The following is a 23486-nucleotide window of genomic DNA, read 5'->3' on the forward strand; positions in this document are numbered from 1 at the left end:
GGTTCAGGGCTTCCACTCGACGGGCAGGTTCGGGGCCTCGCTGCCGCTCGGCGGCACCTGGAGGGTCTTCAGGGTGAACTCCATCACCTGCTTGAACACCGGTCCGCAGAGCTGGCCGCCGAAGTGGCCGTTGACCGGGTTCTGGATCACGCAGGAGACGGTCACCCGGGGAGCGTCCGCGGGGGCGAAGCCGATGAAGGAGGCGGTGTAGCCGTTGTACTTCCCGGTCTTCGGGTCCACCCGGTTGGCGGTGCCGGTCTTGCCGGCCACCCGGTAGCCGGGGATCTGGGCGGCGTTGCCGGTGCCCTGCTCGTCGGTGACGACGGACTCCAGCATCTCGCCCAGCGTCTTGGCGGTCTCCGGCTTGACCACCCGGGTCTGCGCGCCGGACGCGGCCGGGGTGAACCGGCCGTCCGGGCCGGTGGTGCCGGCCACCAGGGCGGGGGCCACCCGGACCCCGCCGTTGGCGATGGTGGAGAAGACCGAGGTGGCCTGCAGGGCGTTGACCGACAGGCCCTGGCCGAACGGGATGGTGTACTGCTGCGAGCCCTGCCAGCTCTTCGGGTCGGCCAGCAGGCCCTTGGTCTCGCCGGGGAAGTCCAGGCCGGTGGGCTGGCCGATGCCGAACTTCTGCAGGTAGCCGCCGAGCACCTGGTTGGCCTGCGACTGGGTCGGGCCCAGGTGCTCCGCGGCCTCGATGGTGCCGATGTTGGAGGACTTGGCCAGCACCCCGGCCAGGGTCAGGTACCAGGTGTCGTGGTCCACGTCGTCGTGGAAGACCCGGTCGCCGCGCTGCAGCGTGCCGGGCACCGTGACGTGGGTGTCCCAGCCGGCGGTGCCGGTGTCCAGCACCGCGGCCATGGTCATCAGCTTGGCGGTGGAGCCGGGCTCGTAGACGTCCTGCAGCGCGGTGTTGCCCAGGTCCTCCGGGCGGGCGGTGTTCAGGTCGTTGGGGTCGAAGGTGGGCGAGGTGGCCATCGCCAGGACCTGACCCGTCTTCACGTCCTGGACGATCACGTAGCCCTTCTCCGCGCCGGCCGCCGTCACCTGGTCGGTGATGGCCCGCTGGGCGGCCCACTGGATGTCCCGGTTGATCGTCAGCCGCACGTCGGTGCCGGGGACCGGGTCCTCCTGGGAGCCGCCGGCGGTGGGGATCTGCTGGCTGCCGGAGAACGCGGAGGTGCGCCGGCCGTCCTTGCCGGACAGCAGCTTCTGGTACTGCAGCTCCAGGCCGCCGGCCCCGGCGCCCTCGCCGTTGACGAAGCCGACCAGGTTGGCGGCGAGGCCGTCGGCCGGGTAGACCCGGGCGGTGGTCTCGGCCGAGAGCACGCCCTCCAGCGGGTTGGCGCAGGCCGGGTCGATCGAGCCCTTGCCGCCCTGGGCGACCGCCTTGGCCGCCTTGGCCTTCTGGGACCGGCAGCTCGCCGTGTCCACCTTCTTGATCAGCGCGCTGCGCAGGTCGGCGATCTGGTTGCGGGTCTGCGGGGTCTGCTTGGCGGCCAGCGTGACGCCCCGGGTCTTCGGGGTGCGCAGCTTCGCCACCAGCTTGTCCTGGGGCAGGTCGAGGATCGGCGCCAGCAGCGCGGCGGCCTGCTCCGGGCCGTCCGGGACGTAGAGCGCGTTCTGGGTGAACATCGTCGGGTCGGCGGTGATGTCGTAGGCGTCCACGGTGGTCGCCAGCGCCACCCCGTCCGCGGTCGTTATCGAGCCGCGGGTGGCGGGCAGCACCTGGTCCACGTAGCGGTAGGTGCTGGCGTCGGCGGCCAGCGCGGAGGAGTCCAGCAGCTGGATCTGCACCAGCCGGCCGGCGAAGACCGAGAGCACCACGGCCACCGCGACCATCACCACCCGCAGCCGGCGCCGCGGGTCGGCCAGCTTCAGCCGCTTGGGCTGCGGGCGCGCCGCCGGACGGCGGGCCGGGCCGGCTCCGGCGCGCGGCGGACCGGGCCGGCGGGCCGCCTCGGGGCGCGGCCGCTCCGGGCGCGGGCCGCCGGGGCGCGGCGGGCGGGCGGGCGGCTGCGAGCGGCCGCCGGGCTGCTGCGGACGGCTGGGGCGGCGCGGGCCGCGCGGGCCCTGGGAGGCGGTCATCGGGGGGTGCTTCCGCTCGGGCTGGCTGACGGGCTCACGGGGTCGACCCGCAGCGCGCCCTCACCGGTGGCGGCCGGGTCGGGAGCGGCGGGCGGGCTGGCGGGGCCGGGGTCCTGGCCGGGCGGCGGCGGAGCGGCCGCGGGCGAGGGGGACGGCGAGGGCTGGCCGGAGCCCGGCCACAGGCCGCCGCCGGAGCGCTTGACCGGCGGGCTGTCCTTGGCCGGGGCCGGGCTGCCGAGCACCGTGCCGTCGTCCTTCAGGAAGGCCGGGTCGCCGCCGGGCACCATGCCGAGCTGCCGGGCCGCGTTCTCCAGCGCGTCGGGCGCCGAGTCGTGGTCGATCTGCTGCTGCAGCGCCTGCTGCTGGTCGGTCAGGGTGTTGGTCTGCTTCTGCAGCTTGGAGAGCTCGAAGGCGTCCTCGTTGAGCGCCGTGTTGAGCATCAGCAGCCCCAGCAGACCCGCCGTCAGCAGCAGCCCCACCAGCATCGCGAACGGCGTGCGGCCGCGCCCGCTGCCGCGCGGCGGCTTCCCGGGACGCACGGTGATCCGTGCCCGCCCCAGCTGCCCCGGCAGCAGCCGGCCCTGCGCTGTGCCCTCGCCGGCCCGCACCGTCGTCTCCCTCATCGCTCGCCCGCCCTGCCCCCGCTCGGGTCCGGTGCCCCGGGACCGCTACTTCCGCTCCCTGATCCTCTCCGCCACCCGCAGCCGCACGGGGGCGGCGCGCCGGTTCTCCTCGATCTCCGCCTCCGTGGCGAGTTCGGCGCCGCGGGTGACCAGCTTGAGCCACGGCTGGTGCTCCTCCGGCACGAACGGCAGCTCCGGCGGGGCGGTGCTGGTCGCGCCGGCCGCGAAGTACTGCTTGACCAGCCGGTCCTCCAGCGACTGGTAGGACATCACGGCGATCCGGCCGCCCACCGCCAGCACGTCCAGCGCCCCCGGGATCGCCCGGTCCAGCACCTCCAGCTCGCCGTTGACCTCGATCCGCAGCGCCTGGAAGGTCCGCTTGGCCGGGTTCCCGCCGGTTCGCCGGGTGGCCGCCGGGATCGCGTTGCGCACCAACTCCACGAGACGCGCGCTGGTGGTGAACGGTTCCTTCGCCCGCTCCCGCAGGATCACCGAGGCGATCTTCCCGGCGAACCGCTCCTCGCCGTAGACCTTGAGGATCCGGGCCAGGTCGCCGTGGCTGTAGGTGTTCAGCACCTCGGCGGCGCTGATCCCGCGGGTCTGGTCCATCCGCATGTCCAGCGGGGCGTCCTGGGCGTAGGCGAAGCCGCGGTCGGCCTCGTCCAGCTGCATCGAGGAGACGCCCAGGTCGAAGAGGAGGCCCTGCACCCGGGCCAGGCCCAGTTCGGCCAGCACCTCGGGGATCTCGTCGTAGACCGCGTGCACCAGGGTGGCCCGGTCGCCGAACGGCGCCAGCCGCTCGCCGGCCAGCCGCAGCGCCACCGGGTCGCGGTCCACCGCGATCAGCCGGACCTCGGGGAACTGGGTGAGCAGCGCCTCGCTGTGGCCGCCCAGGCCCAGGGTGGCGTCCACCACCACCGCGCCCGGCCCGGAGATCGCCGGTGCCAGCGCGTCCATGCAGCGCTGCAGCATGACCGGGACGTGCTTGGGATCCGGGGTGCCAGTGGGCATGCGCGCGGGCGCCTTTCGTCGGTGCGGTACCGCTCGCCCGGGCCGCGGTGCGGCCGGGGGCGGAGGATCGGACCATTCTGGCCCACCGCGCCGGCCGGTCCTGACGCCGCCCGTGGTCCCCGCCCGCTCGCTGGGGGGAAGGCGGTGCCGCCAGGCGCCGGGGAAGGTGCGCCGGGTGGCAGGGAGCGGGAGGAGGCCGCGGGCTGCGTACGGACCGTCAGACTACCGTCCGCGCCCGCGCCGCCCCGTGCCGCCACGCGCGCCGTATGCGCTCCGTCACAACGGGCCGCCCCACCGTCCCACTCGCTCCCCCGGCCCGCGGATTCCTACTACGGTCGTACCCATGAGCGACCACCCGGCCCCCACGGCCCCCGCCGACTCCGACGTCCCGACGATCATCGACCGGTTCGTCGAGGCCAACCGCCGCTACGCCCCCACTTTCCGGGACGGCGGCATGGATGCCCGCCCCGTCCAGAAGGTCGCCGTGGTGGCCTGCATGGACGCCCGGCTCGACCTGTTCGCCGCGCTCGGCCTGGACCTCGGCGACGCGCACATCATCCGCAACGCGGGCGGTGTGGTCACCGACGACACCATCCGCTCGCTGACCATCAGCCAGCGCGCCCTGGGCACCCGCTCGGTGGCGCTGATCCACCACACCGGCTGCGGCCTGCTCGGCCTGACCGAGGACTTCCGGCGCGAGCTGGAGCTGGAGGTCGGCCAGCGCCCGACCTGGGCGGTGGAGTCCTTCGTGGACCTGGACGGCGACGTCCGCCAGTCCATGCAGCGGGTGCGGACCTCCCCGTTCGTACCGCACACCGAGGATGTCCGCGGTTTCGTCTTCGACGTCCACACCGGTCTGCTCCGCGAGATCGTCTGACCCCCCGCCACCTCCGCGCGCTCCGGGCCCGATCTGTTCGGGGCCCGGTCGTCGCTCCTTCGGGTGACTTTCGGCCACCCGTCAGGGAAGAATGCGCCTACGGCCGGGTTCCGGACAGGCGGACCGGCGCGAGGAGGGGCGAGGAGCACTCAGGGTGACGAGCTACAACGAGCAGACCGGGACGGCGGGTCTGCCCGAACTGAACGCGGTCATCGAGCGGGTCCGCGCTTCGGTGGAGAGTGTGATCGAGGGCAAGCCGGAGGCGGTCCGGCTCGCCCTCACCGTGATGCTGGCCGAGGGCCACCTGCTCCTGGAGGACGTGCCCGGGGTCGGCAAGACCATGCTCGCCAAGGCGCTCGCCCGGTCGGTGGACTGCACCGTGCGCCGGATCCAGTTCACCCCCGACCTGCTGCCGTCCGACGTGACCGGCACCAACGTCTTCGACCAGCAGCGGATGGACTTCGAGTTCCGTCCCGGCGCGATCTTCGCGCAGATCGTGGTCGGCGACGAGATCAACCGGGCCTCGCCCAAGACCCAGTCGGCCCTGCTGGAGTCGATGGCCGAGCGCCAGGTGACCATCGACGGCACCACCTACGAGCTGCCCTCCCCGTTCATGGTGATCGCCACCCAGAACCCGGTGGAGATGGAGGGCACCTACCCGCTGCCGGAGGCCCAGCGGGACCGCTTCATGGCCCGGATCTCGATCGGCTACCCGAGCCCGGAGGCCGAGCTGGCGATGCTGGACGTGCACGGCGGCGCCTCGCCGCTGGACGACCTGCAGCCGGTCGCGCACGCCGCCGACATCCTCAAGCTGGTCGACCTCGTGCGCACCGTGCACGTCGCCGACGCGGTGCGCCGCTACGCGGTGGACCTGGTGACCGCCACCCGCACCTCCCCCGAGCTGCGCCTGGGCGCCTCGCCCCGGGCCACCCTGCACCTGATCCGGGCCGCCCGGGCCGCCGCCGCGCTGGCCGGCCGGGAGTACGTGGTGCCGGACGACATCCAGACGCTGGCCGTGCCGGTGCTGGCGCACCGGCTGCTGCCCACCGCCGAGGCCCAGCTGAGCCGGCGCAGCGCCGAGCAGATCGTGCTGGAGCTGGTGCGCCGGCTGCCCGTCCCGCAGGGGCGCTGAGGTGGCCGCGGCGGGGGAGGCCGCGACCGGTTTCCGCACCGGACTGCGCGGCCTGACCACCCGCGGGCGCTCGTTCGTCGCGGCCGGCGGCACCGCGGTGCTCTGCTCCTTCCTGCTCGGCCAGGGCGCGCTGCTCCAGGTCGGCGTGCTGCTGGCCGGGCTGCCGCTGCTGGCCGGCTCGCTGGTGCTGCGCACCCGCTACCGGGTGGCCGGCGGTCGGCGGCTCACCCCGCACCGGGCGCCGGCCGGCTCGGAGGCCCGGGTGCACCTGCGGGTGGACAACATCTCCCGGGTGCCCACCGGGCTGCTGATGCTGGAGGACAAGGTCCCGTACGTGCTCGGGCCGCGCCCGCGGTTCGTGCTGGACCGGGTCGAGCCGCGCGGCTTCCGGGAGGTCTCCTACCGGGTCCGCTCCGACCTGCGCGGCCGCTACCCGCTGGGCCCGCTGCAGCTGCGGCTCAGCGACCCGTTCGGGATGTGCGAGCTGACCCGCTCGTTCAGCAGCTCCGACATTCTGACCGTGGTGCCGCTGGTGCAGCCGCTGCCGGCGATCAAGCTGGCCGGCGAGTGGGCCGGCTACGGCGAGAGCCACTCCCGCGCGGTGGCGCTGGCCGGTGACGACGACACCGTGCCGCGCGAGTACCGGCAGGGCGACGACCTGCGCCGGGTGCACTGGAAGTCCACCGCCAAGTACGGCGAGCTGATGGTCCGCCGGGAGGAGCAGCCGCTCAAGGCCCGGGCCACCGTGCTGCTGGACACCCGGGAGATCGGGCACCGCGGCTCCGGCCCGGCCTCCTCCTTCGAATGGGCCGTCAGCTGCGCCGCCTCGGTCGGCCACCACCTGCTGGAGCGCGGCTACCAGACCCGGCTGCTCACCGACACCGGCACCCAGGTCCCGCAGACCAGGACCAACGGCGGCACCTCGGTCAGCGAGTCGATCGGGCTGCTGCTGGACGCCCTGGCGGTGGTCGAGCACTCCACCGGCGGCGGCCTGCGCCGGGCCGGGGAGGCGCTGCGGCAGAGCGGCGAGGGCCTGCTGGTGGCGATCGTCGGCGAGCTGGACGACGACCAGGTGGCCGAGCTGGCCCGGCTGCGGCGCAGCGCCGGCGCGGCCGTGGTCTTCGCGCTGGACACCGGCAGCTGGGCCGGCCTGCGGGCGCTGATCCCGGGCGGCGCCTCCGGCGAGGCGCGCCAGCAACAGCTGCGCCGGCTGCGGGAGAGCGGCTGGACGGTGCTGGAGGCCAAGGCCGGCGACACGGTGCCGGACCTGTGGCGGCTGGCCGACGTACGGGCCCAGGGGGCCGCGGCGGCCCCGGGCCGGAAGGGGGCGGGGGCGTGATCAGCACCCAGAACAGGCTGACCTTTTACGCGGCGCTCGCCACGTTGCTGGCGGCCGCCAGCCTGACACCGCTGCTGGCCACCAACAACTGGGTGATGCCGGCGGCGCTGCAGATCGCCGTGGTGGCCGGGATCGGCGCGGGCCTGCGCCGGCTGCCGGTGCCCCGGGTGACCATCCCGCCGGTGCAGCTGGTGGTGATGCTCTACCTGCTGCTGTTCGGCTCGGTCAGCAGCTCGCTGGACTACGGCGTGCTGCCGGGCGCGCGGGCGCTGCAGGCCTTCGCCGACCTGCTGAACGCGGCCGGCAACGACATCTCCACCTACTCCATCCCGGCGCCCGCCACCCCCGGCCTGCGGCTGGTGCTGGTCGGCTCCACCGCGCTGGTGGCGGTGCTGGTGGACACCATGGCGGTCACCTTCCGCCGGGCCGCGCTGGCCGGGCTGCCGCTGCTGGCGCTCTACTGCGTGGGCAGCGGGCTGAACGCCGCCGGGGAGGGCGGCGCCCGCTGGCTCTGGTTCCTGCTGGCCGGCACCGGCTACCTGATGCTGCTGTTCGCCGAGGGCCGGGACAAGCTGACCCGCTGGGGCCGGGTGTTCCGCGGCACCGGCACCGTGGACAACCGCGGCGGGCTGCCCACCGGCGGCCACGGGATCGGCGTGCTGGCGCTGGCCTGCGCCCTGGTGATCGGCGCCGCGGTACCGGCCACCACCGGGCTGGACCTGGTCACCGGCGGCTTCGGCAACGGTGACGGCAACGGCCACGGCGGGTCGATCAACGCGCTCAACCCGGTGGTCTCGCTCACCGACGGCCTGCGCAAGCAGACCAACCAGACGCTGATCCGCTACCACGGCGACGACCCGGCACTGCGCGACGCCTACCTGCGGATCACCGCGCTGGACGAGTTCGACGGCACCTCCTGGAAGCCGGCCACCGAGAGCATCGAGGCGGTGCCGGGCACCCTGCCGCTGCCGGACGGCCAGGACCCGGGCCTGCCCGCCACCGACATGACCACCCAGGTCTCGATCGAGAACACCCTGAGCACCCAGTGGCTGCCGGCCCCGTACCCGATGAAGCAGCTGCACGCCCCGGGCAACTGGCGCTACGAGCCGGCCACCCGCTCGGTGATCGGTGACAACGGCCAGCAGGCCGCCGGGCTGAGCTACTCGGTGGTGTCGATGAAGGTCGACCCGACCGCCGACCAGCTGCGCCAGGCCGGCCAGGCGCCGCAGGCGGTCATCGACCGCTACACCAAGCTGCCGGAGAACATGCCCTCGATGGTGGCCGACCTGGCCCGCCAGGTGACCGGCGGCAAGCAGACCGCCTACGACCAGGCGGTGGCGCTGCAGGACTGGTTCACCACCACCGGCGGCTTCACCTACAGCACCGAGGTGGACGCGGGGATCGGCGCCGACGCGATCGCCAAGTTCCTGGAGGACAAGAAGGGCTACTGCGTGCACTTCGCCGCCTCGATGGCGGCGATGGCCCGCACCCTGCACATCCCGGCCCGGGTGGCGGTCGGCTTCGCGCCCGGCGAGGACCTGGGCGACGGCAACTTCCAGGTCGGCTCCAAGGACTACCACGCCTGGCCGGAGCTGTACTTCGCGGGCGTGGGCTGGCTGCGCTTCGAGCCCACCCCGAGCCGCGGCGTCACCCCGGACTACAGCGGCCCGGTGACCGCCCCGGCGCCGACCGCGGCTGCGCAGCAGCCGACCGCCGCGCCCTCCGCGCAGACCGGCCCGACCCCGGAGTCCACCTTCTCCTGCCCGCCCGAGGCACGTCGCCAGGGCGCCTGCCGGAGCGAGGAGACGGCCCTTCCGGTGGCCCTCGGCACCGGGCAGGGCGGTGTGCCGTGGCAGCTGCCGGCCGCGCTGGCGGGCGGTCTGCTGGTGCTGCTGCTCCTGCTCAGCCCGATGCTCTGGCGGCGCGCGCTGCGCCGGCGGCGGCTCGGCGGCGGACGGCGCGGGCCCGGTGGGCCGGGCGGCGGCGAGCTCTCCGAGCAGCAGGTGCTGGCCGCCTGGGCGGAGCTGATCGACACCGCCTGGGACCTCGGCATCCCGCCGGACGACGCGCTCAGCCCCCGGCACACGGTGCGCCGGATCAGCGAGGCCGGCGAGCTGGACGAGCCGGGCCGGGAGGCCGTGGGCCGGGTGGCGCTGGCCACCGAGCGGGTGCTCTACGCCCGCGACCCCGGGCTCTCGGCGCCGCTGGGTGCGGACGTCCGCACCGTGCGGGACGGGCTCTGGGCCAGGGCGGGCCGGCGCCGCCGGGTCCGCGCGGTGCTGCTGCCGCCTTCGGCGGCCCGGGTGCTCTGGCGCGGCGGGGACCGGATGCAGGCGCTGCGGCGCGGGCTGCGGGCCCGCACGGCGGCGGTCGGCGAGCGGCTGCGGCCGCGCCGGCGGCGGGCGGACTGACCGCCAGAGCGGTGGCGGCGCAACGAGGACGGGCGGGTGATCCTTTCGGATCACCCGCCCGTCGCGGTCAGTGGCAAGAGGAGCTGTCGCAGTGGGCTCAGAAGCCGTCGTGCTCGTCGCGGCGCCGTTGCCAGCGCTGCTCCATCCGGTCCATCACACCGGCTCCGCGGCGCACCGGCGGGGCGCTGCCCAGGCCGTTGCCGGGGCCGACCACCGGACTGCGGCGCCAGCCCGCCACGGCGAGCACGGCACACCCGAGCATCACCAGGAAGCCGACCACGCTCAGCCAGATGAACCGCTGCTGCACGATCATGCCTCCCATCAGGAGGCCCACTCCCAGCACGAACCCCGCCGTCGCGAAGTACACCCGGCGCCGGGTGTAGGTGCGCAGGCCGGTTCCCTCAAGCGCCGACGCGAACTTGGGATCTTCGGCGTACAGCGCTCGCTCCATCTGATCGAGCAGTCGCTGCTCGTGCTCCGAGAGCGGCACGGAGTCCTCCTACTCGTCGGTCGCGGGGCGACCGGTCCGCCACCTGGCCCTGTCCTGGTCCATATGCCCCAAGGGTCTGGCCGTCATGCGTTCTGGCTTTACCCAGATCATACGGTCAGACCGTGGGATACGGGGTGGGCTGGAATCCGTCGTGTCCGACACACCGGGCCGGTCCCCGCACCGGTGCAACGCTCCCGGTGGCTGTGAAGTTTCCGTCAACGCGCTGTCGGTTTTCCGGGGACTCAGACGAGCGCGGCCAGCAGGTGCAGCTGGGTGGCCACCGCGTGGAAGGAGGGCTCGGCCGCGGCCGACTCCTCCAGCTTCAGCAGCGCCTCCAGCGCGCCGGGCTCGGTGTCCACCAGGACGCCGGGCACCAGGTCGGCGAAGACCCGCACGCCGTGCACCGAGCGGACCTCCAGGCCGGCCGCGTCGGCCAGCCCGTGCAGCTCGTCCACGGTGAACCGGCGCGGCATCGGGTCGCCGGTGCCCCAGCGGCCGTCGGCGGCGCCGAGCAGGGTGCGCGCCTCCTCGAAGTGGCCGGCCAGCGCCCGGGCCAGCACCGCGCCGTTCCGGTTGGCGGCCAGCAGGCTGACCAGGCCGCCCTTGTGCAGGGTGGCGGTGAGGTGGCCCAGCGCCTCGGCCGGGTCGTCCACCACCTCCAGCACGCCGTGGCAGAGCACCGCGTCCACCGAGGCGGGGGCGACCACCTCGGGCAGCGTCTGGGTGTCGCCCTGGACGGCCCGCACCAGGTCGGTCACCCCGGCCTCGGCGGCCCGGCGCTCCAGCGCGAAGAGCGCGTCCGGGCTGGGGTCCACCACCGTCACCCGGTGGCCCAGCCGGGCCACCGGGACGGCGAAGTTGCCGGTGCCGCCGCCGGTGTCCAGCACGTCGAGGACCGGCTGGTCCAACTCGGCGACCCGGCGCTCCAGCGCCGCCCGGACCACCTCCCAGACCACGGCGGTGCGCAGTGCGCTGCGGGGGCGCGAGGGGTACACGAGCGGGCTCCTCTGATGGGCGGTCTGACGTTCACTCCACCTTAGGCCCTCGGTCAGTTGGGGAGCGGCGTCGCGCCGCCCGGGCTCGCGCCCGGCCGAGGACCTAGGTGCCTGCCAGTCCGAGCACCTTCGCCACCAGCCGCAGGAAGAGCGCGGTGTTGCGGATCAGGTCGTCCGCGTCCCGGGCCGTGGCCGCGCCGCGGACGCCGGCCTCGGCGGCGGCCCGCTTGGCGGCGCCGGCCGCGAAGTAGACGGCCCACTCGGACAGCTCGGGCGCCACCTCCGGCAGCAGGTCCCAGGCGCTGCGGATCGCGGCCCGCCGACGCGGGTTCTTCTCGGGCCGGCCGCGCACGGCGAGCACCGCGGCGGTGGTGCGCAGGGCGGCCAGGTGCGCGGTGGCGTAGCGCTCCAGCGGGTCCTCGGCGGCGTCGGCCGCCCGCAGGGTGCGCTCGGCCTGGGCCAGCAGGTCGCGGGCGGCCGGCGGGGCGCCGGCCCGCAGCAGCACGGGGTGGACGTCCACCGAGTTCAACGGGATCTGCTCGGGCACGCGCGGCTTGCTCTGATCAGAACGGTGGCGGTCAGGGTTCGGGAGTTCGGTGACGGTCATGGTCGGTCTCCCCCGGATCCGGAGCAGTCGTCGGGCGGCCGGTCGGTCCGTCCACTCGCCATGCTCGCCCGCGGCACTGACAACGGGCCGGGCCCCGGCGGTTAGGATCCCCCGCTGTGGCACGGATCGTGATCGTCGGAGCAGGCATCAGCGGGTTGGCGGCGGCGGCGCGCCTCGCCACCCTCGGGCACCGGGTGACGGTGTACGAGGCCGCACCCGGGCCGGGCGGGATGGTCGGGCGCTACCGGCGCGACGGCTTCGCCTTCGACACCGGGCCGACCCTGCTCCCGCTGCCCGCGGTCTTCCGGGACCTGGCGCTGAAGACCGGCCGGGAGCCGCTGGAGCAGCTGGTCGGCCTGTCCCCGGTCGACCCGGAGAGCCACCACCTGTTCGCCGACGGCACCGGGCTGACCCTGCCCAACGCCTCCCGCGGCGGCGTCGGCCGGGCCCTGGACCAGGCGCTCGGTGCCGGTTCGGGCGAGCGCTGGGCCGCGGTGATGAACCGCGGCCGGGCGGTCTGGGAGGCGACCCGCCGCCCGCTGCTCGAGGAGCCGCTGCCCGCCGACCCCGGCACCCTCGCCGCCGACCCCTACCCGGCCGCGAAGCGCGGACTGGCCCGGCTCTTCGGCGCCGGCGGCCGCCGCACCCTGGCCGAGCTGGCCCGGCAGGAGCTGGGCGGCGACGACCGGCTGGCCGCGCTGCTCACCGAGTGCGCGCTGCGCTTCGGTCTGGACCCGCGGGCCACCCCGGCCGGCGCCACCGTGCTCCCCTACATGGAGCAGACCTTCGGCGTCTGGTCGGTCCGCGGCGGGATGCGCGCCCTGGTGGACGCGATGGTGCTGCGCTGCGAGCAGCGCGGGGTGGAGTTCCGGTTCGGCTCCGCGGTGGCGCCGGGACAGGAGTTCCCGGAGGCCGGGCTGGTGCTGCGGCCGGAGCCGCCGGAAGCCGGGCTGCCGAGCCGGTTCACCATGCTGCTGGCGCTGCGCGGCGCGCGGCCGCCCGGCACCCCGCAGCGGACCGTGGTGCACACCCCGCTGCCCCGCGAGGAGCTGGCGTCGATCTTCGACTCCCCCGCGCTCTGCGAGCTGCCGACCGTGCAGGTGCTGCGTCCTGACGACCCGTCGGCCGTGCCCGACCCGGAGCACGAGACGGCGGTGCTGACCTGCACCGTGCCCTCGCAGGCCGCGCTGGACTGGACGGCGCCGGGGGTGGCGAAGGAGTTCGCCGACCGGGTGCTTACCCACCTCCAGGCGGCCGGGCTGGACCTGGGCGAGCGGATCCTGTGGGAGCGGTGGCGCACCCCGGCCGACCTGGAGCGGGAGACCCTGGCCCCGGGCGGCGCGGTGGCCCGTCCGGCGCTGGCCGGCTTCGGCGGGGAGTTCCTGCAGCCGCCCAACGCGACCGACGAGCCGGGCCGCTACCGGCTCGGGCAGGCGGCGCACCCGGGCGGCGGGCTCTCCCGGGCGGGCATGTCGGCCTGCGTGGTGGCGGGCCTGGTCGGGCCGGCCTGAGCCGCGGGGCTCACTGCCAGCCGTGCTGCCAGCCGTGCTCGGTCTGCTGGTACGGCTGCTGCTGGGGCTGCTGCGGCTCCTGGTAGTACTCCTGCGGCACCTGGTGCTGCTGGTGCTGCTGCTCGTAGCCGGTCTGGTAGTGGCCCTGCTCGTACGGCTGCGGCTGCGGCTGTTGCTGCCACTGCTGCTGGTCCGGCACGGCGTAGCCGCCGTACTCCTGGTAGGCCGGCTGCTGGTACTGGGCCTCCTGGTAGGGCTGCGGCTGCTGCTCGTAGTACCCGCCGTAGGCCTGCTGGTAGCCGTACTCCGGCTGCTGCTGGGGCTGCTGGGCCTGCTCCTCGTACCCCTGGTAGCCGCCGGCGGTGTCGTAGATCCCGTAATCGCCCTCCTCCACGGCCGGCTCGGGCAGCGGTTCGGCGTCGGCCGCCGGGTCCTCTATCGGACCGACCTCGCCGACCCGCGCCGGCTCCGGGGCCTCGGCGGGGGCGGCGGCGCCGTCGGTGGCGGCGGAGAGCAGCGGCACCTTGGCGAGCGGCCCGGGCAGCGAGCCGTCGGCGCCGCGCAGCGACCAGGCGGTGGTCCGCCCCGCCCGCACGGCCAGCGTGGTGAGCAGCTGCCCGACCAGGAAGACCAGCGCGCCGCAGCCCACCAGCAGCGTGGAGTGCGCGCCCATCCCGGCCACCACCAGCAGGAACCCGAGCAGCGCCTGGGCCCGCCAGTGCAGCGGGGCACGGCTCTGCAGCAGCAGCTCGGCGAGCAACCAGAGCCCGACCACGGCGAGGGCCGCGTACAACACCAGCATCCCGATGCCCATCGGCCTGTCCTCCAGCACGTGCCCAGCGCGTGCGGCGACTGTACCGGGTAACCGTTCGCCGCCCCACATCCCGGGCCAGGACTGGCGGACCTCCGCCGTCAGCTGCTGTGCAGGCCGAGGTCCTGGTAGATCTGCAGGGTGGCCGTGGAGCCGTTGAGGGTGATGAAGTGCAGGCCCGGGGCGCCCTCGGAGAGCAGTCGCTCGCTCATCTCGGTGGCGTGCTCCATGCCGACCGCGCGCAGCGCCACCGGGTCGTCGACCACGGCGGTCAGCCGGGCCTCCAGGTCGGCCGGGAAGGCCGAGCCGCTGAGCTGCGGGAAGCGGACCAGCTGCTTGGCGTTGGTGACCGGCATGATCTCCGGGATGATCGGCACCTCGCAGCCGGCCGCCACCACCCGGTCGCGCAGCCGCAGGTAGTCCTCCACCTCGAAGAACATCTGGGTGATCGCGTAGTCGGCGCCGGCCCGCACCTTGGCGACGAAGTGCTTGGTGTCCTCGTCCCAGTCGGTGGACCGCGGGTGCATGTTCGGCGAGGCGGCGACGCCCACGCAGAAGTCGCCGATGCCCTTGATCAGCTCGACCAGCTGGTAGGCGTAGGTGACGCCCTGCGGGTGGGTGACCCACTCGCCCATCGGATCGCCCGGCGGGTCGCCGCGCACCGCGAGGACGTTGCGCACGCCCTGGTCGGCATACTGGCCGATGATGTTGCGCAGCTCGGCGATCGAGTGGTCCACCGCGGTCAGGTGGGCCACCGGGGTCAGGGTGGTCTCGCCGGCGATCCGGCCGACCATGTTGACCGTGCGGCCGCGGGTCGAGCCGCCGGCACCGTAGGTCATGCAGACGAAGTTGGGGTTGAGCGGTTCCAGCCGGCGGATCGCCGACCAGAGCTTGTGCTCGGCGGCCTCGGTGCGCGGCGGCATGAACTCGAAGGAGAAGGAGCGCCGGCCGGCCGCCAACAGCTCGCGGACCGTGGCCGCGTGGTCGGTTCTGGTGGAGGGGACGCCGAGTGCCATGTCCGCAGGTTATCCGCCGGAGGAGGCGCCCGGACAAACGCTGTCCAGAAACTGAGACCAAATGTCCAGAAACACCAGTCCGATATTCTGACTCCCATACTCATGTGACTCCGGAGGGCCCCTGTGACCCCGCCCAGCCCCGCCCCCGCGCTGCCCCTCGACGTCGAGGCGGTGCGCACCCGGGTGGACGCCGCGCTCGCCCGGTTCATGGCCGGCCGCCACCAGCAGCTCAGCGCCATCTCCCCGGACCTGGTCGCGGCCGCGGACGCCCTGCGCGACTTCCTGCTCGACGGCGGCAAGCGGCTGCGCCCGGCCTTCTGCTACTGGGGCTGGCGCGGCGCCGGCGGCCCGGCCGACGGCGAGGGCATCGCCGGCGCGGCCGCCGCCCTGGAGCTGCTGCAGGCCAGCGCCCTGGTGCACGACGACCTGATGGACCGCAGCGACACCCGCCGCGGCCTGCCCTCGATCCACCGCCGGTTCGAGGCGCTGCACCGCGAGCAGGGCTGGCGCGGCGACCGCGAGCAGTACGGCGCGGCGGCCGCGGTGCTGCTCGGCGACCTGCTGCTGATCTGGTGCGACGAGCTCTTCGTCGGCTGCGGCCTGGAGCCGGCCGCGGTGCTGGCCGCCAAGCCGGTCTTCGACCTCATGCGCACCGAGGTGATGGCCGGCCAGTACCTGGACGTGCTGGAGCCGGTGGCCGGCGACTCCACCGACGACCGGGCGCTGGAGCGGGCCCGGACCGTGCTGCACTACAAGTCGGCCAAGTACACCATCGAGCGCCCGCTGCAGGTGGGCGCCCGGCTGGCGGGGGCGGACGAGGAGCTGGTGGCGGCCTACGGCGCCTTCGGCCTGCCGCTCGGCGAGGCCTTCCAGCTCCGCGACGACCTGCTCGGCGTCTTCGGCGACCCGGCGGTCACCGGCAAGCCGGCCGGCGACGACCTGCGCGAGGGCAAGCGCACCCTGCTGGTGGCACTGGCGCTGCGCGGCCTGGGCCCGGCCGATGCGGCCCGGCTGGACCAGCGGCTCGGCGCCCCGGGGCTGACCCCGGATGACGTGGCCGAGCTGCGCGACCTGGTCGCGGCCAGCGGGGCGGCCGAGCGGGTGGAGGAGCGGATCGAACAGCTGATGGCCGAGTCGCTGAAGGCCCTGGCGGCCGCGCCGCTGGCCGACGAGACGGCCCGCCGGACCCTGCTGGCGCTGGCCGAGGCGGCCACCGTCCGCCGGTACTAGAACTGCCTGACGGCGGGTCACCGGACCCGCCGTCAGCCCTCCGTGGACCGTCAGCCCGCCGCCCGCACCCGCCGGGCCAGCTCGGCCGCGGCGGCTCCCGGATCGTCCGCGGCGGTGATCGCCCGGACCACCACCACCCGCCGGGCGCCGGCCGCCAGCACCTGGTCCAGGTTCCCCAAGTCGATGCCGCCGATCGCGAACCACGGCCGCTCCGTGCCCAGCCCGGCCGCGTACTCCACCAGGCCCAGGCCCGGCGCGGGCCGCCCCGGCTTGGTCGGGGTCGGCCAGACCGGGCCGGTGCAGAAGTAGTCCACACCGGGCTCGACGGCGGCCGCGGCCACCTCCGGCTCGGCGTGGCAGGACCGCCCGATCACCGGGTCGGCCCCGATGATCGCCCGGGCGGCCGGCACCGGCAGGTCGTCCTGCCCCAGGTGCAGCACCTGGGGCCGGGCGGCGTGCGCCACGTCGGCCCGGTCGTTCACCGCGAACAGCTTGCCGTGCTTGGCCGCGGCGGCCGCGAAGAGCTCCAGGTACTCGAGCTCCTGCCGGGCCTCCAGGCCCTTGTCCCGCAGCTGCACGATGTCCACGCCGCCGGCCAGCACCGCGTCCAGGAACTCCGGCAGGTCGCCCTGCTCGCGCCGGGCGTCGGTGCACAGGTAGAGCCGGGCGTCGGCCAGCGCCGCCCGGTACTCCTGGCCCGCCGTCACAGCGAGAGCGCCTGGGCCCGGCGCTTCACCTCGGTGCCGCGGTTCTCCCGCAGTGCCTGGATCGGGCTGCCGGGCAGCGACGGGTCCTCGGTGAAGAGCCACTCGAGGATCTCCTCGTCGCTGAACCGGCCGTCCCGCAGCACGGTCAGGGTGCCGACCAGGTGCTTGACCGGGCCGTCGTCGTCGATGAACGCGGCCGGCACCTGCAGCGCGTTGTTCGGGCCGCGGCGCACCGCGATCAGCTTGCGGTCCTTGACCATCTGGCGGACCTCGGTGACCACCACACCCCAGCGCTCGGAGATGTCCGGGAGGTACAGCCACTCGGTAACCAGCTGCTCAACAGTCGAATGCGTCTCACTACTCACGGCACCAGCCTGCCACCTATCCGGCCGCGACCGCACCAACCGCCGTCTTGAGCGGCACCGCGGGGTCGGCGGCGAGCGCCGGATCGATCAGCGTGCCGTGCTCCACCAGCCGCCTCCCCTGGGCGAAATCTCGCGGGCTGCCGACGGTCAGCACCGCGCTCAGCGCGCCCTCGCGCAGCCAGAGCGCCGTCCAGGCGGGCTGGTCCGGCGAGCCGCGCCAGAGCAGTTCGTCGCCGTCGCGGTGCCGGCCGACGTACTGCACCATCCGCCCGAACTGCTCCGACCAGAAGTACGGCACCGGGTCGTAGGGCTGGTCGGCGCCGAGCAGCCCGGCGGCCACCGCCCGGCCGGAGCGCAGCGCGTGGTCCCAGTGCTGCACGGTGATCCGCTCGCCGGAGCGGGCCGAGGGGTAGCTGACGCAGTCGCCGGCCGCCCAGACGCCGGGCAGCGAGGTGCGCAGCCGGTCGTCGGCGAGCACGGCGCCGGTGCGGTCCAGCTCCAGGCCGCTGCCGGCCAGCCAGCGGGTGTCGGGGCGGGCGCCGATGCCGACCACCACCAGGTCGGCGGCCAGCTCGGTGCCGTCGGCCAGCCGGACGGCGCCGGGCTCGACGGCGGCGACCCGGGCGCCGAGCCGCAGGTCCACCCCGGCCTCGGCGTACCAGCGCACCATCGGCGCGGTCAGCTCGGCGGGCAGCGCCCCGGCCAGCGGCGCGGCGGCGGCCTCCAGCACGGTGACCTCACAGCCCAGGGCCTTGGCGGCGGTGGCGGTCTCGGCGCCGATCCAGCCGGCGCCCACCAGCACCAGGCGCAGGCCCGGCCGCAGCTCGGCGCGGATCGCCCGGGAGTCGTCCACGGTGCGCAGGGCGCGGACGGCGCCGGGCAGGGTGACGGCGGCGGCGCCGGTGGCGATCACCAGGTGGTCGTAGCCGACCGGGCCGGCGTCGGTGGCCAGCTCACCGGGGGCCAGGCCGGTGGCGGTGCGGCCGAGCAGCAGCTCGACGTCCAGCCGCTCCCAGTCCAGCTCGAACTCGGTGCCCTCGATCTCGCCCGACAGCACGCCCTTGGAGAGCGGGGGCCGGTCGTAGGGCCGGTGCGGTTCGGCCCCGACCAGGGTGACCGGGCCGGTCCAGCCGCCCTCCCGCAGCCCGATCGCGCACTGTGCCCCCGCCAGTCCGGCGCCGATGATCACTGCTCGCTGATCCGTCACCCGGCCACTGTAGCGAGCACCCTCGTTCCGGCCCTCGAGAGCGGCTACAGGGGAGAAGTCACCCGGCGTTATGGTGGGGCTGTCCTCACGGGAGCCCGGCGCACCGGGCTGAGAGGCGGGCTGCGGCGGCCCGCGACCGTCCGAACCTGATCCGGGTCATTCCGGCGAAGGGAGAATCGCTTTGGCACGCCTTCCCGTGCCCGACGTGCTGGTGGTCGGCGGCGGCATCATCGGCCTCGCCACCGCCTGGCGGACGGCGCAGCGCGGGCTCGCCGTCACCGTGCTGGACCCGGTGCCCGGCGGCGGTGCCGCGCAGGTGGCGGCCGGCATGCTGGCCCCGGTCACCGAGCTGCAGTACGGCGAGGAGCCGCTGCTGCGCCTGGGCATCGCCTCCAACGTCCGCTATGCCGACTTCTGCGCCGAGCTCGCCGAGGCCAGCGGCGGCCTGGAGACCGGCTACCGGGCCACCGGCACCCTGGCCGTGGCGCTGGACGCCGACGACAAGGCCGAGCTGGGCGAGCTGCACGCCTTCCACCAGCGGCTCGGCCTGGACTCCCGGTGGCTGACCGGCCGGGAGGCCCGCAAGCTCGAGCCGATGCTGGCCCCGGGCGTGCGCGGCGGCCTGCATGTGGCCGACGACCACCAGGTGGACGGCCGCCGGCTGCTCACCGCCCTGCTGGCCGCCTGCGAGCGGTCCGGCGTGCGACTGCACCGGGCCGCGGCCGCCGAGCTGCTGGTCGAGGACGGCCGGGCGGCCGGGGTGCTGACCGACGCCGGCGAGCGGCTGGCCGCCGGCCGCACCGTGCTTGCCGCAGGCTGCCGCAGCCACCTGCTGCCCGGCCTGCCCGAGGGCGTGCTGCCGCCGGTGCGCCCGGTCAAGGGGCAGATCCTGCGGCTGCGGATGCCGCCCGCCTTCGGTCCGTTCCTCTCCCGCAACCTGCGTGCCGTGGTCCGCGGCGGGCACCTCTACCTGGTGCCCCGGGCCGACGGCGAGCTGGTGGTCGGCGCCACCACCGAGGAGCAGGGCCACGACACCACCGTCACCGCGGGCGGCGTCTACGAGCTGCTCCGGGACGCCCACGAGCTGCTGCCCGGGATCACCGAGCTGCCGCTGGTGGAGACCTCGGCCGGGCTGCGCCCCGGCTCCCCCGACAACGCCCCGCTGCTCGGCCCCACCGCGCTGCCCGGCCTGCTGGCCGCCACCGGCCACTACCGCAACGGCGTGCTGCTCGCCCCGGTCACCGCCGACCTGCTCGCCGAGACGCTGGCGACCGGCGCCGTCCCCGCCCTCGCCGCCCCGTTCTCCCCCAGCCGCTTCGCCAGGAGCCCGCAATGAGCCTGATCCCCCTCACCGTCAACGGCGAGCCCCGCGAGGTGCCCGCCGGGGCGACCCTCGCCGAGCTGGTCGCCGAGCTGAGCACCGCCCCGTCCGGCGTGGCCGCCGCCCTCAACGAGACGGTGGTGCCGCGGGGCAGCTGGCCGCGGACCCCGCTCACCGCGGGCGACCGGGTGGAGATCCTGACCGCCGTCCAGGGAGGCTGACCATGGCTGACGACCCGTTCCTGATCGGTGACACCGCCTTCTCCTCCCGGCTGATCATGGGCACCGGCGGCGCCCCCAGCCTGGAGGTGCTGGAGCAGGCGCTGCAGGTCTCCGGCACCGAGCTGACCACGGTGGCGATGCGCCGGGTCGACCCGGGCACCCAGGGCTCGGTGCTGGACGTGCTGACCCGCAACAGCATCCGGGTGCTGCCCAACACGGCCGGCTGCTTCACCGCCGGCGAGGCCGTGCTGACGGCCCGGCTGGCCCGCGAGGCGCTGGGCACCTCCTGGGTGAAGCTGGAGGTGATCGCCGACGAGCGGACCCTGCTGCCCGACCCGATCGAGCTGCTGGACGCCGCCGAGACCCTGGTGGACGACGGCTTCACCGTGCTGCCGTACACCAACGACGACCCGGTACTGGCCCGCAAGCTGGAGGACGTGGGCTGCGCCGCGATCATGCCGCTGGGCTCGCCGATCGGCTCCGGCCTGGGCATCCGCAACCCGCACAACTTCCAGCTGATCGTGGAGGGCGCCGGCGTGCCGGTGGTGCTGGACGCGGGGGCGGGCACCGCCTCGGACGCCGCGCTGGCGATGGAGCTGGGCTGCGCGGCGGTGATGCTGGCCTCGGCGGTCACCCGGGCGCAGCAGCCGGTGCTGATGGCGGAGGCGATGCGCAAGGCGGTGGAGGCGGGCCGGCTGGCCCACCGGGCGGGCCGGATCCCGCGCCGGTTCCACGCCGAGGCCTCCTCCGCGATGGCCGGCCGGGCCGACCTGGACCACCGGGAGCGGCCCGCCTTCTGACGGCTCGTGGTGCACAACCATGACAGGCGCTACACCCAACCGTGCTCCGCCCACCCCTACACTCCTTCGAGTGGACATGACGGTGAACGACGCCCTGATCGGAACGCTCCTCGACGGCCGGTACCTGGTCGAGGAGCGGATCGCCGTCGGCGGCATGGCCACGGTCTACCGCGGCACCGACACCCGGCTGGACCGGGTGGTGGCCCTGAAGGTGATGCACCCGCAGTTCGCCGCCGACCCGGAGTTCGCCGAGCGGTTCATCCGCGAGGCCAAGGCGGTGGCCCGGCTCTCGCACCCCAACGTGGTCAACGTCTTCGACCAGAACGCGGACGGCGGCACGGCCTTCCTGGCCATGGAGTACGTGCCGGGCCGGACGCTGCGCCAGGTGCTGGCGGACCGCGGCGCGTTCTCGGTGCGGGCCGCGCTGGACGTGCTGGAGCCGGTGCTGGCCGCGCTCGGCGCCGCGCACCGGGCGCACCTGGTGCACCGGGACGTCAAGCCGGAGAACGTGCTGATCACCGACGGCGGCCTGGTCAAGGTGGCCGACTTCGGCCTGGTCCGGAGCACCGCCGGGGCCGGCGCGGCGGTCACCACCACCACGCCCGGTGTGATCATGGGCACGGTCTCCTACCTGGCGCCCGAGCAGATCCAGCCGACCGGGCCGACCGACCAGCGGGTGGACGTCTACGCGGCCGGCATCCTGCTCTTCGAGCTGCTGACCGGTAGCAAGCCGTTCACCGGCGAGAACCCGATGCAGGTGATCTACCGTCACCTGGAGGAGGACGTGCCGCCGCCGTCCCGTTCGGTGCCCGGCCTGCCGCCGGAGCTGGACGCGATAGTCGCCGCCGCCACGGCCCGCGACCGGGAGGCCCGGCCGTGGGACGCCGTCGAACTGCTGGCCGCGCTGCAGCGGCTGCGCCGCGGCCTGACGCCGGCCCAGCTGGACGCCGAGCCGCCGGCCTCCAACCGCCCGGCCGCCCGGTTCGGCAGCAGCGAGGCCACCTCGGTGCTGCCGCCGCTGCCGGTGGACGACCGGACGGCGGTGCTGACCCCGCGCCGCGAGCGGCTGCTGCCCAGCCGCCCCTACGACGAGCCGCCGCCGCCCCGCCCGGCCCGCCTCCGGCGCAGCCGCCGCCCGGTGCTCTGGAGCGGGGTGCTGGCCGCCGTGGTCGCGGTGGTGGCGGTCACCACCTACCTGCTCTCCGGCGCGGTGTACGCGACGGTGCCGAGCGTGCTCGGGCAGTCCCAGAGCCAGGCGTCGAGCACCCTGGGCGGGGCCGGGCTGCGGGCCAGCTTCAGCCAGGCGTTCAGCGAGACCGTCCCGGCCGGGCAGGTGATCAGCAGCGATCCCGGGGTCGGGCAGAAGGTCCGCAAGAGCGACGCGGTGAAGGTGGTGCTCTCCAAGGGCCCGGAGCGGATCGCGGTGCCGGACGTCAGCGGCAAGCCGCTGGACCAGGCCAAGCAGCTGCTCTCCACGGCCCGGCTGACCCCGGGCGACAGCCGTGAGGACTACAGCGCGACGGTGCCGGCCGGCTCGGTGATCTCCACCGACCCGGCGGCCGGGCAGCAGCTGGCGGTGAACACCCCGGTCTCGCTGCTGGTCAGCAAGGGCGCGCAGCCGGTGCCGGTGCCGAACGTGACCGGGCAGTCGGCCGACCAGGCGCAGGCCGCGCTGACGGCGGCGGGCTTCAAGGCGGCGCTGGCGCCCGACCAGGCCTTCTCGGACACCGTGCCGGCCGGTTCGGTGGCCTCGCAGAGCCCGACCGGCCCGGCCGCGCCCGGCAGCACCGTGACGCTCACCCTCTCCAAGGGACCGCAACCGGTGGCCGTGCCCAGCGTGACCGGGATGAGCGAGGGGGACGCCACCAAGGCGCTGACCGCGGCCGGCTTCAAGGTGCGCAGCACCGGGCTGAACTTCTTCGGCCTGAGCAACGTCTCCGACCAGTCGCCCTCGGCCGGGACCATGGCGCCCAAGGGCAGCACGGTGACCATCAAGTTCTGACGGCCTCGGCGGGCGAGGGGCGGGCCGCTCAGCTGAGCGGCCCGTCGCCGGGCTCCTCCTGGTGGGCGTAGCGCTGCTCGCGCCAGGGGTCGGCCAGGTTGTGGTAGCCGCGCTCCTCCCAGAAGCCGCGGCGGTCGGCGGTCATGTACTCCACCGCCCGGACCCACTTGGGCCCCTTCCAGGCGTACCGGCCCGGCACCACCAGCCGGACCGGGAAGCCGTGCTCGGCGGTCAGCGGCTCGCCGTCGTGGTGGGTGGCGAGGAGCGTGCGGGGATCGGCGAACTCGGCCATCGGCAGGTTGGCGCTGTAGCCGTACTCGGCCCAGACCATCACATGGGTGGCCGCCGGGTCCGCCGGGACCAGCTCCAGCAGGGTGCTCGCGGCGACCCCGCTCCACTCGTTGTCCAGCATCGAGAACCTGGTCACGCAGTGGAAGTCGGCCCGCACGGTGCTGCGCGGCAGCCGGTGGAACTCCTCGTGGCCCCAGCTCTGCTTGTCGCCCGAGGCGGTGGCGCCGAACACCTGGAGGTCCCAGGTCAGCGGCTTGAACCGGGGGATCGGGCCGTAGTGCAGGACCGGCCAGCCGCGCTGCACGCGCTGGCCCGGGGGGAGCCTGGGGTCAGTCGGCTGCTGCGGTTCCTGCTCGGACTGACCCATGGCTCCCATGGTGACAGACGGCGGGCGCCGCAGGCCGCGCGCCCCTCAGCGGTCGGCGCGCGCT

General features: G+C 74.9%; 22 protein-coding genes and 1 riboswitch. Of the genes, 10 read left to right on the top strand and 12 right to left on the bottom strand.

Annotated elements, in window-relative coordinates; genetic code table 11:
- Positions 1–3: 3 nt before the first annotated feature.
- Genes ACFYNO_RS02600 through rsmH form a run of 3 tightly spaced genes read right to left on the bottom strand, consistent with a single transcriptional unit; the run spans position 4 to position 3722 of the window.
- Positions 4–2088: a peptidoglycan D,D-transpeptidase FtsI family protein gene (locus ACFYNO_RS02600; protein ID WP_388003966.1), complete on the bottom strand. Its 2085-nt coding sequence runs from the start codon at positions 2086–2088 to the stop codon at positions 4–6.
- Positions 2085–2711, bottom strand: a complete 627-nt coding sequence (locus ACFYNO_RS02605; RefSeq protein ID WP_388003969.1) for a cell division protein FtsL — start codon at positions 2709–2711, stop codon at positions 2085–2087. The genes ACFYNO_RS02600 and ACFYNO_RS02605 overlap by 4 nt, the downstream gene beginning before the upstream one ends.
- A gap of 45 nt (positions 2712–2756) precedes the next feature.
- A complete protein-coding gene (gene rsmH, locus ACFYNO_RS02610) occupies positions 2757–3722 on the bottom strand; it encodes a 16S rRNA (cytosine(1402)-N(4))-methyltransferase RsmH (protein WP_388003972.1) in 966 nt (321 codons plus the stop codon).
- A gap of 343 nt (positions 3723–4065) precedes the next feature.
- Between rsmH and ACFYNO_RS02615 the strand changes: the two genes are divergently transcribed.
- From ACFYNO_RS02615 to ACFYNO_RS02630, 4 genes are all read left to right on the top strand, one after another.
- Complete coding sequence (locus ACFYNO_RS02615) at positions 4066–4599, top strand: beta-class carbonic anhydrase (protein WP_388003975.1); 534 nt, start codon at positions 4066–4068, stop codon at positions 4597–4599.
- 154 nt (positions 4600–4753) lie between these two features.
- Positions 4754–5731, top strand: a complete 978-nt coding sequence (locus ACFYNO_RS02620) for an AAA family ATPase (RefSeq protein ID WP_388003978.1) — start codon at positions 4754–4756, stop codon at positions 5729–5731.
- 1 nt (position 5732) lies between these two features.
- Complete coding sequence (locus tag ACFYNO_RS02625; protein WP_388003981.1) at positions 5733–7070, top strand: DUF58 domain-containing protein; 1338 nt, start codon at positions 5733–5735, stop codon at positions 7068–7070.
- On the top strand, positions 7067–9481 hold the full coding sequence (locus tag ACFYNO_RS02630) for a transglutaminaseTgpA domain-containing protein (protein WP_388003984.1): 2415 nt from the start codon (positions 7067–7069) through the stop codon (positions 9479–9481). The genes ACFYNO_RS02625 and ACFYNO_RS02630 overlap by 4 nt, the downstream gene beginning before the upstream one ends.
- A gap of 97 nt (positions 9482–9578) precedes the next feature.
- Here ACFYNO_RS02630 and ACFYNO_RS02635 read toward each other — a convergent pair whose 3' ends face one another.
- The 3 genes from ACFYNO_RS02635 to ACFYNO_RS02645 all read right to left on the bottom strand — a co-directional run bounded on the left by ACFYNO_RS02635 (position 9579) and on the right by ACFYNO_RS02645 (position 11513).
- Positions 9579–9971, bottom strand: a complete 393-nt coding sequence (locus ACFYNO_RS02635; protein ID WP_388003987.1) for a DUF3040 domain-containing protein — start codon at positions 9969–9971, stop codon at positions 9579–9581.
- 242 nt (positions 9972–10213) lie between these two features.
- Complete coding sequence (locus tag ACFYNO_RS02640) at positions 10214–10966, bottom strand: methyltransferase domain-containing protein (protein WP_388003990.1); 753 nt, start codon at positions 10964–10966, stop codon at positions 10214–10216.
- Positions 10967–11069: 103 nt separating this feature from the next.
- Positions 11070–11513, bottom strand: coding sequence for an SAV_6107 family HEPN domain-containing protein (locus ACFYNO_RS02645; protein ID WP_388003993.1), 444 nt, complete (start codon positions 11511–11513; stop codon positions 11070–11072).
- Positions 11514–11689: 176 nt separating this feature from the next.
- Between ACFYNO_RS02645 and ACFYNO_RS02650 the strand changes: the two genes are divergently transcribed.
- The gene (locus tag ACFYNO_RS02650) at positions 11690–13084 is read left to right on the top strand and encodes a phytoene desaturase family protein (protein ID WP_388003996.1); all 1395 of its coding nucleotides are present in this window, start codon (positions 11690–11692) and stop codon (positions 13082–13084) included.
- A gap of 10 nt (positions 13085–13094) precedes the next feature.
- Here ACFYNO_RS02650 and ACFYNO_RS02655 read toward each other — a convergent pair whose 3' ends face one another.
- Positions 13095–13898, bottom strand: coding sequence for a hypothetical protein (locus tag ACFYNO_RS02655; protein WP_388003999.1), 804 nt, complete (start codon positions 13896–13898; stop codon positions 13095–13097).
- A gap of 98 nt (positions 13899–13996) precedes the next feature.
- Positions 13997–14911, bottom strand: a complete 915-nt coding sequence (metF, locus tag ACFYNO_RS02660) for a methylenetetrahydrofolate reductase [NAD(P)H] (RefSeq protein ID WP_388004002.1) — start codon at positions 14909–14911, stop codon at positions 13997–13999.
- 123 nt (positions 14912–15034) lie between these two features.
- Between metF and ACFYNO_RS02665 the strand changes: the two genes are divergently transcribed.
- Positions 15035–16141 (top strand): polyprenyl synthetase family protein, encoded by a 1107-nt coding sequence (locus ACFYNO_RS02665; protein WP_388004005.1) that lies wholly within the window; start codon positions 15035–15037, stop codon positions 16139–16141.
- A 50-nt stretch (positions 16142–16191) separates the two neighbouring features.
- On the opposite strand, the gene thiE is transcribed toward ACFYNO_RS02665, so the two are convergent.
- The 3 genes from thiE to ACFYNO_RS02680 are packed head-to-tail and all read right to left on the bottom strand — an operon-like array spanning position 16192 to position 18420.
- A complete protein-coding gene (gene thiE / locus ACFYNO_RS02670) occupies positions 16192–16848 on the bottom strand; it encodes a thiamine phosphate synthase (RefSeq protein WP_388004008.1) in 657 nt (218 codons plus the stop codon).
- Positions 16845–17213, bottom strand: a complete 369-nt coding sequence (locus ACFYNO_RS02675; protein WP_388004011.1) for an Rv2175c family DNA-binding protein — start codon at positions 17211–17213, stop codon at positions 16845–16847. Before ACFYNO_RS02675 ends, thiE begins: the two co-directional genes overlap by 4 nt.
- A 16-nt stretch (positions 17214–17229) precedes the next feature.
- Entirely contained in the window at positions 17230–18420 is a 1191-nt protein-coding gene (locus ACFYNO_RS02680; protein ID WP_388004014.1) for an NAD(P)/FAD-dependent oxidoreductase, read from the bottom strand.
- Positions 18421–18497: 77 nt separating this feature from the next.
- A riboswitch (TPP riboswitch) is annotated at positions 18498–18610 on the top strand.
- On the opposite strand from ACFYNO_RS02680, the gene thiO reads away from it, so the two are divergent.
- The 4 genes from thiO to pknB all read left to right on the top strand — a co-directional run bounded on the left by thiO (position 18602) and on the right by pknB (position 22764).
- Positions 18602–19756: a glycine oxidase ThiO gene (thiO, locus tag ACFYNO_RS02685; protein WP_388004017.1), complete on the top strand. Its 1155-nt coding sequence runs from the start codon at positions 18602–18604 to the stop codon at positions 19754–19756. Its footprint overlaps the riboswitch before it by 9 nt.
- Positions 19753–19962, top strand: coding sequence for a sulfur carrier protein ThiS (gene thiS / locus ACFYNO_RS02690; protein WP_388004020.1), 210 nt, complete (start codon positions 19753–19755; stop codon positions 19960–19962). The genes thiO and thiS overlap by 4 nt, the downstream gene beginning before the upstream one ends.
- Positions 19963–19964: 2 nt before the next feature.
- Entirely contained in the window at positions 19965–20762 is a 798-nt protein-coding gene (locus tag ACFYNO_RS02695; protein WP_388004023.1) for a thiazole synthase, read from the top strand.
- A gap of 76 nt (positions 20763–20838) precedes the next feature.
- Positions 20839–22764: a Stk1 family PASTA domain-containing Ser/Thr kinase gene (gene pknB / locus ACFYNO_RS02700; protein ID WP_388004332.1), complete on the top strand. Its 1926-nt coding sequence runs from the start codon at positions 20839–20841 to the stop codon at positions 22762–22764.
- Positions 22765–22792: 28 nt separating this feature from the next.
- Here pknB and ACFYNO_RS02705 read toward each other — a convergent pair whose 3' ends face one another.
- Positions 22793–23422 carry a sulfite oxidase-like oxidoreductase gene (locus tag ACFYNO_RS02705; RefSeq protein ID WP_388004026.1) on the bottom strand — a complete coding sequence of 210 codons (630 nt, stop codon included), beginning with the start codon at positions 23420–23422 and terminating at the stop codon, positions 22793–22795.
- Positions 23423–23486 lie beyond the last annotated feature (64 nt).

This window comes from Kitasatospora sp. NPDC006697, assembly GCF_042869935.1.
In the GTDB taxonomy this organism is placed as follows: Bacteria; Actinomycetota; Actinomycetes; order Streptomycetales; family Streptomycetaceae; genus Kitasatospora.

Bases quoted from the DNA above. Each gene is read 5' to 3' on its own strand.
- rsmH (WP_388003972.1), bottom strand. From the start codon at position 3,722: ATGCCCACTGGCACCCCGGATCCCAAGCACGTCCCGGTCATGCTGCAG.
- ACFYNO_RS02600 (WP_388003966.1), bottom strand. From the start codon at position 2,088: ATGACCGCCTCCCAGGGCCCGCGCGGCCCGCGCCGCCCCAGCCGTCCG.
- ACFYNO_RS02705 (WP_388004026.1), bottom strand. From the start codon at position 23,422: ATGGGTCAGTCCGAGCAGGAACCGCAGCAGCCGACTGACCCCAGGCTC.
- pknB (WP_388004332.1), top strand. From the start codon at position 20,839: ATGACGGTGAACGACGCCCTGATCGGAACGCTCCTCGACGGCCGGTAC.
- metF (WP_388004002.1), bottom strand. From the start codon at position 14,911: ATGGCACTCGGCGTCCCCTCCACCAGAACCGACCACGCGGCCACGGTC.
- ACFYNO_RS02655 (WP_388003999.1), bottom strand. From the start codon at position 13,898: ATGGGCATCGGGATGCTGGTGTTGTACGCGGCCCTCGCCGTGGTCGGG.
- ACFYNO_RS02615 (WP_388003975.1), top strand. From the start codon at position 4,066: ATGAGCGACCACCCGGCCCCCACGGCCCCCGCCGACTCCGACGTCCCG.
- thiS (WP_388004020.1), top strand. From the start codon at position 19,753: ATGAGCCTGATCCCCCTCACCGTCAACGGCGAGCCCCGCGAGGTGCCC.
- ACFYNO_RS02605 (WP_388003969.1), bottom strand. From the start codon at position 2,711: ATGAGGGAGACGACGGTGCGGGCCGGCGAGGGCACAGCGCAGGGCCGG.
- ACFYNO_RS02695 (WP_388004023.1), top strand. From the start codon at position 19,965: ATGGCTGACGACCCGTTCCTGATCGGTGACACCGCCTTCTCCTCCCGG.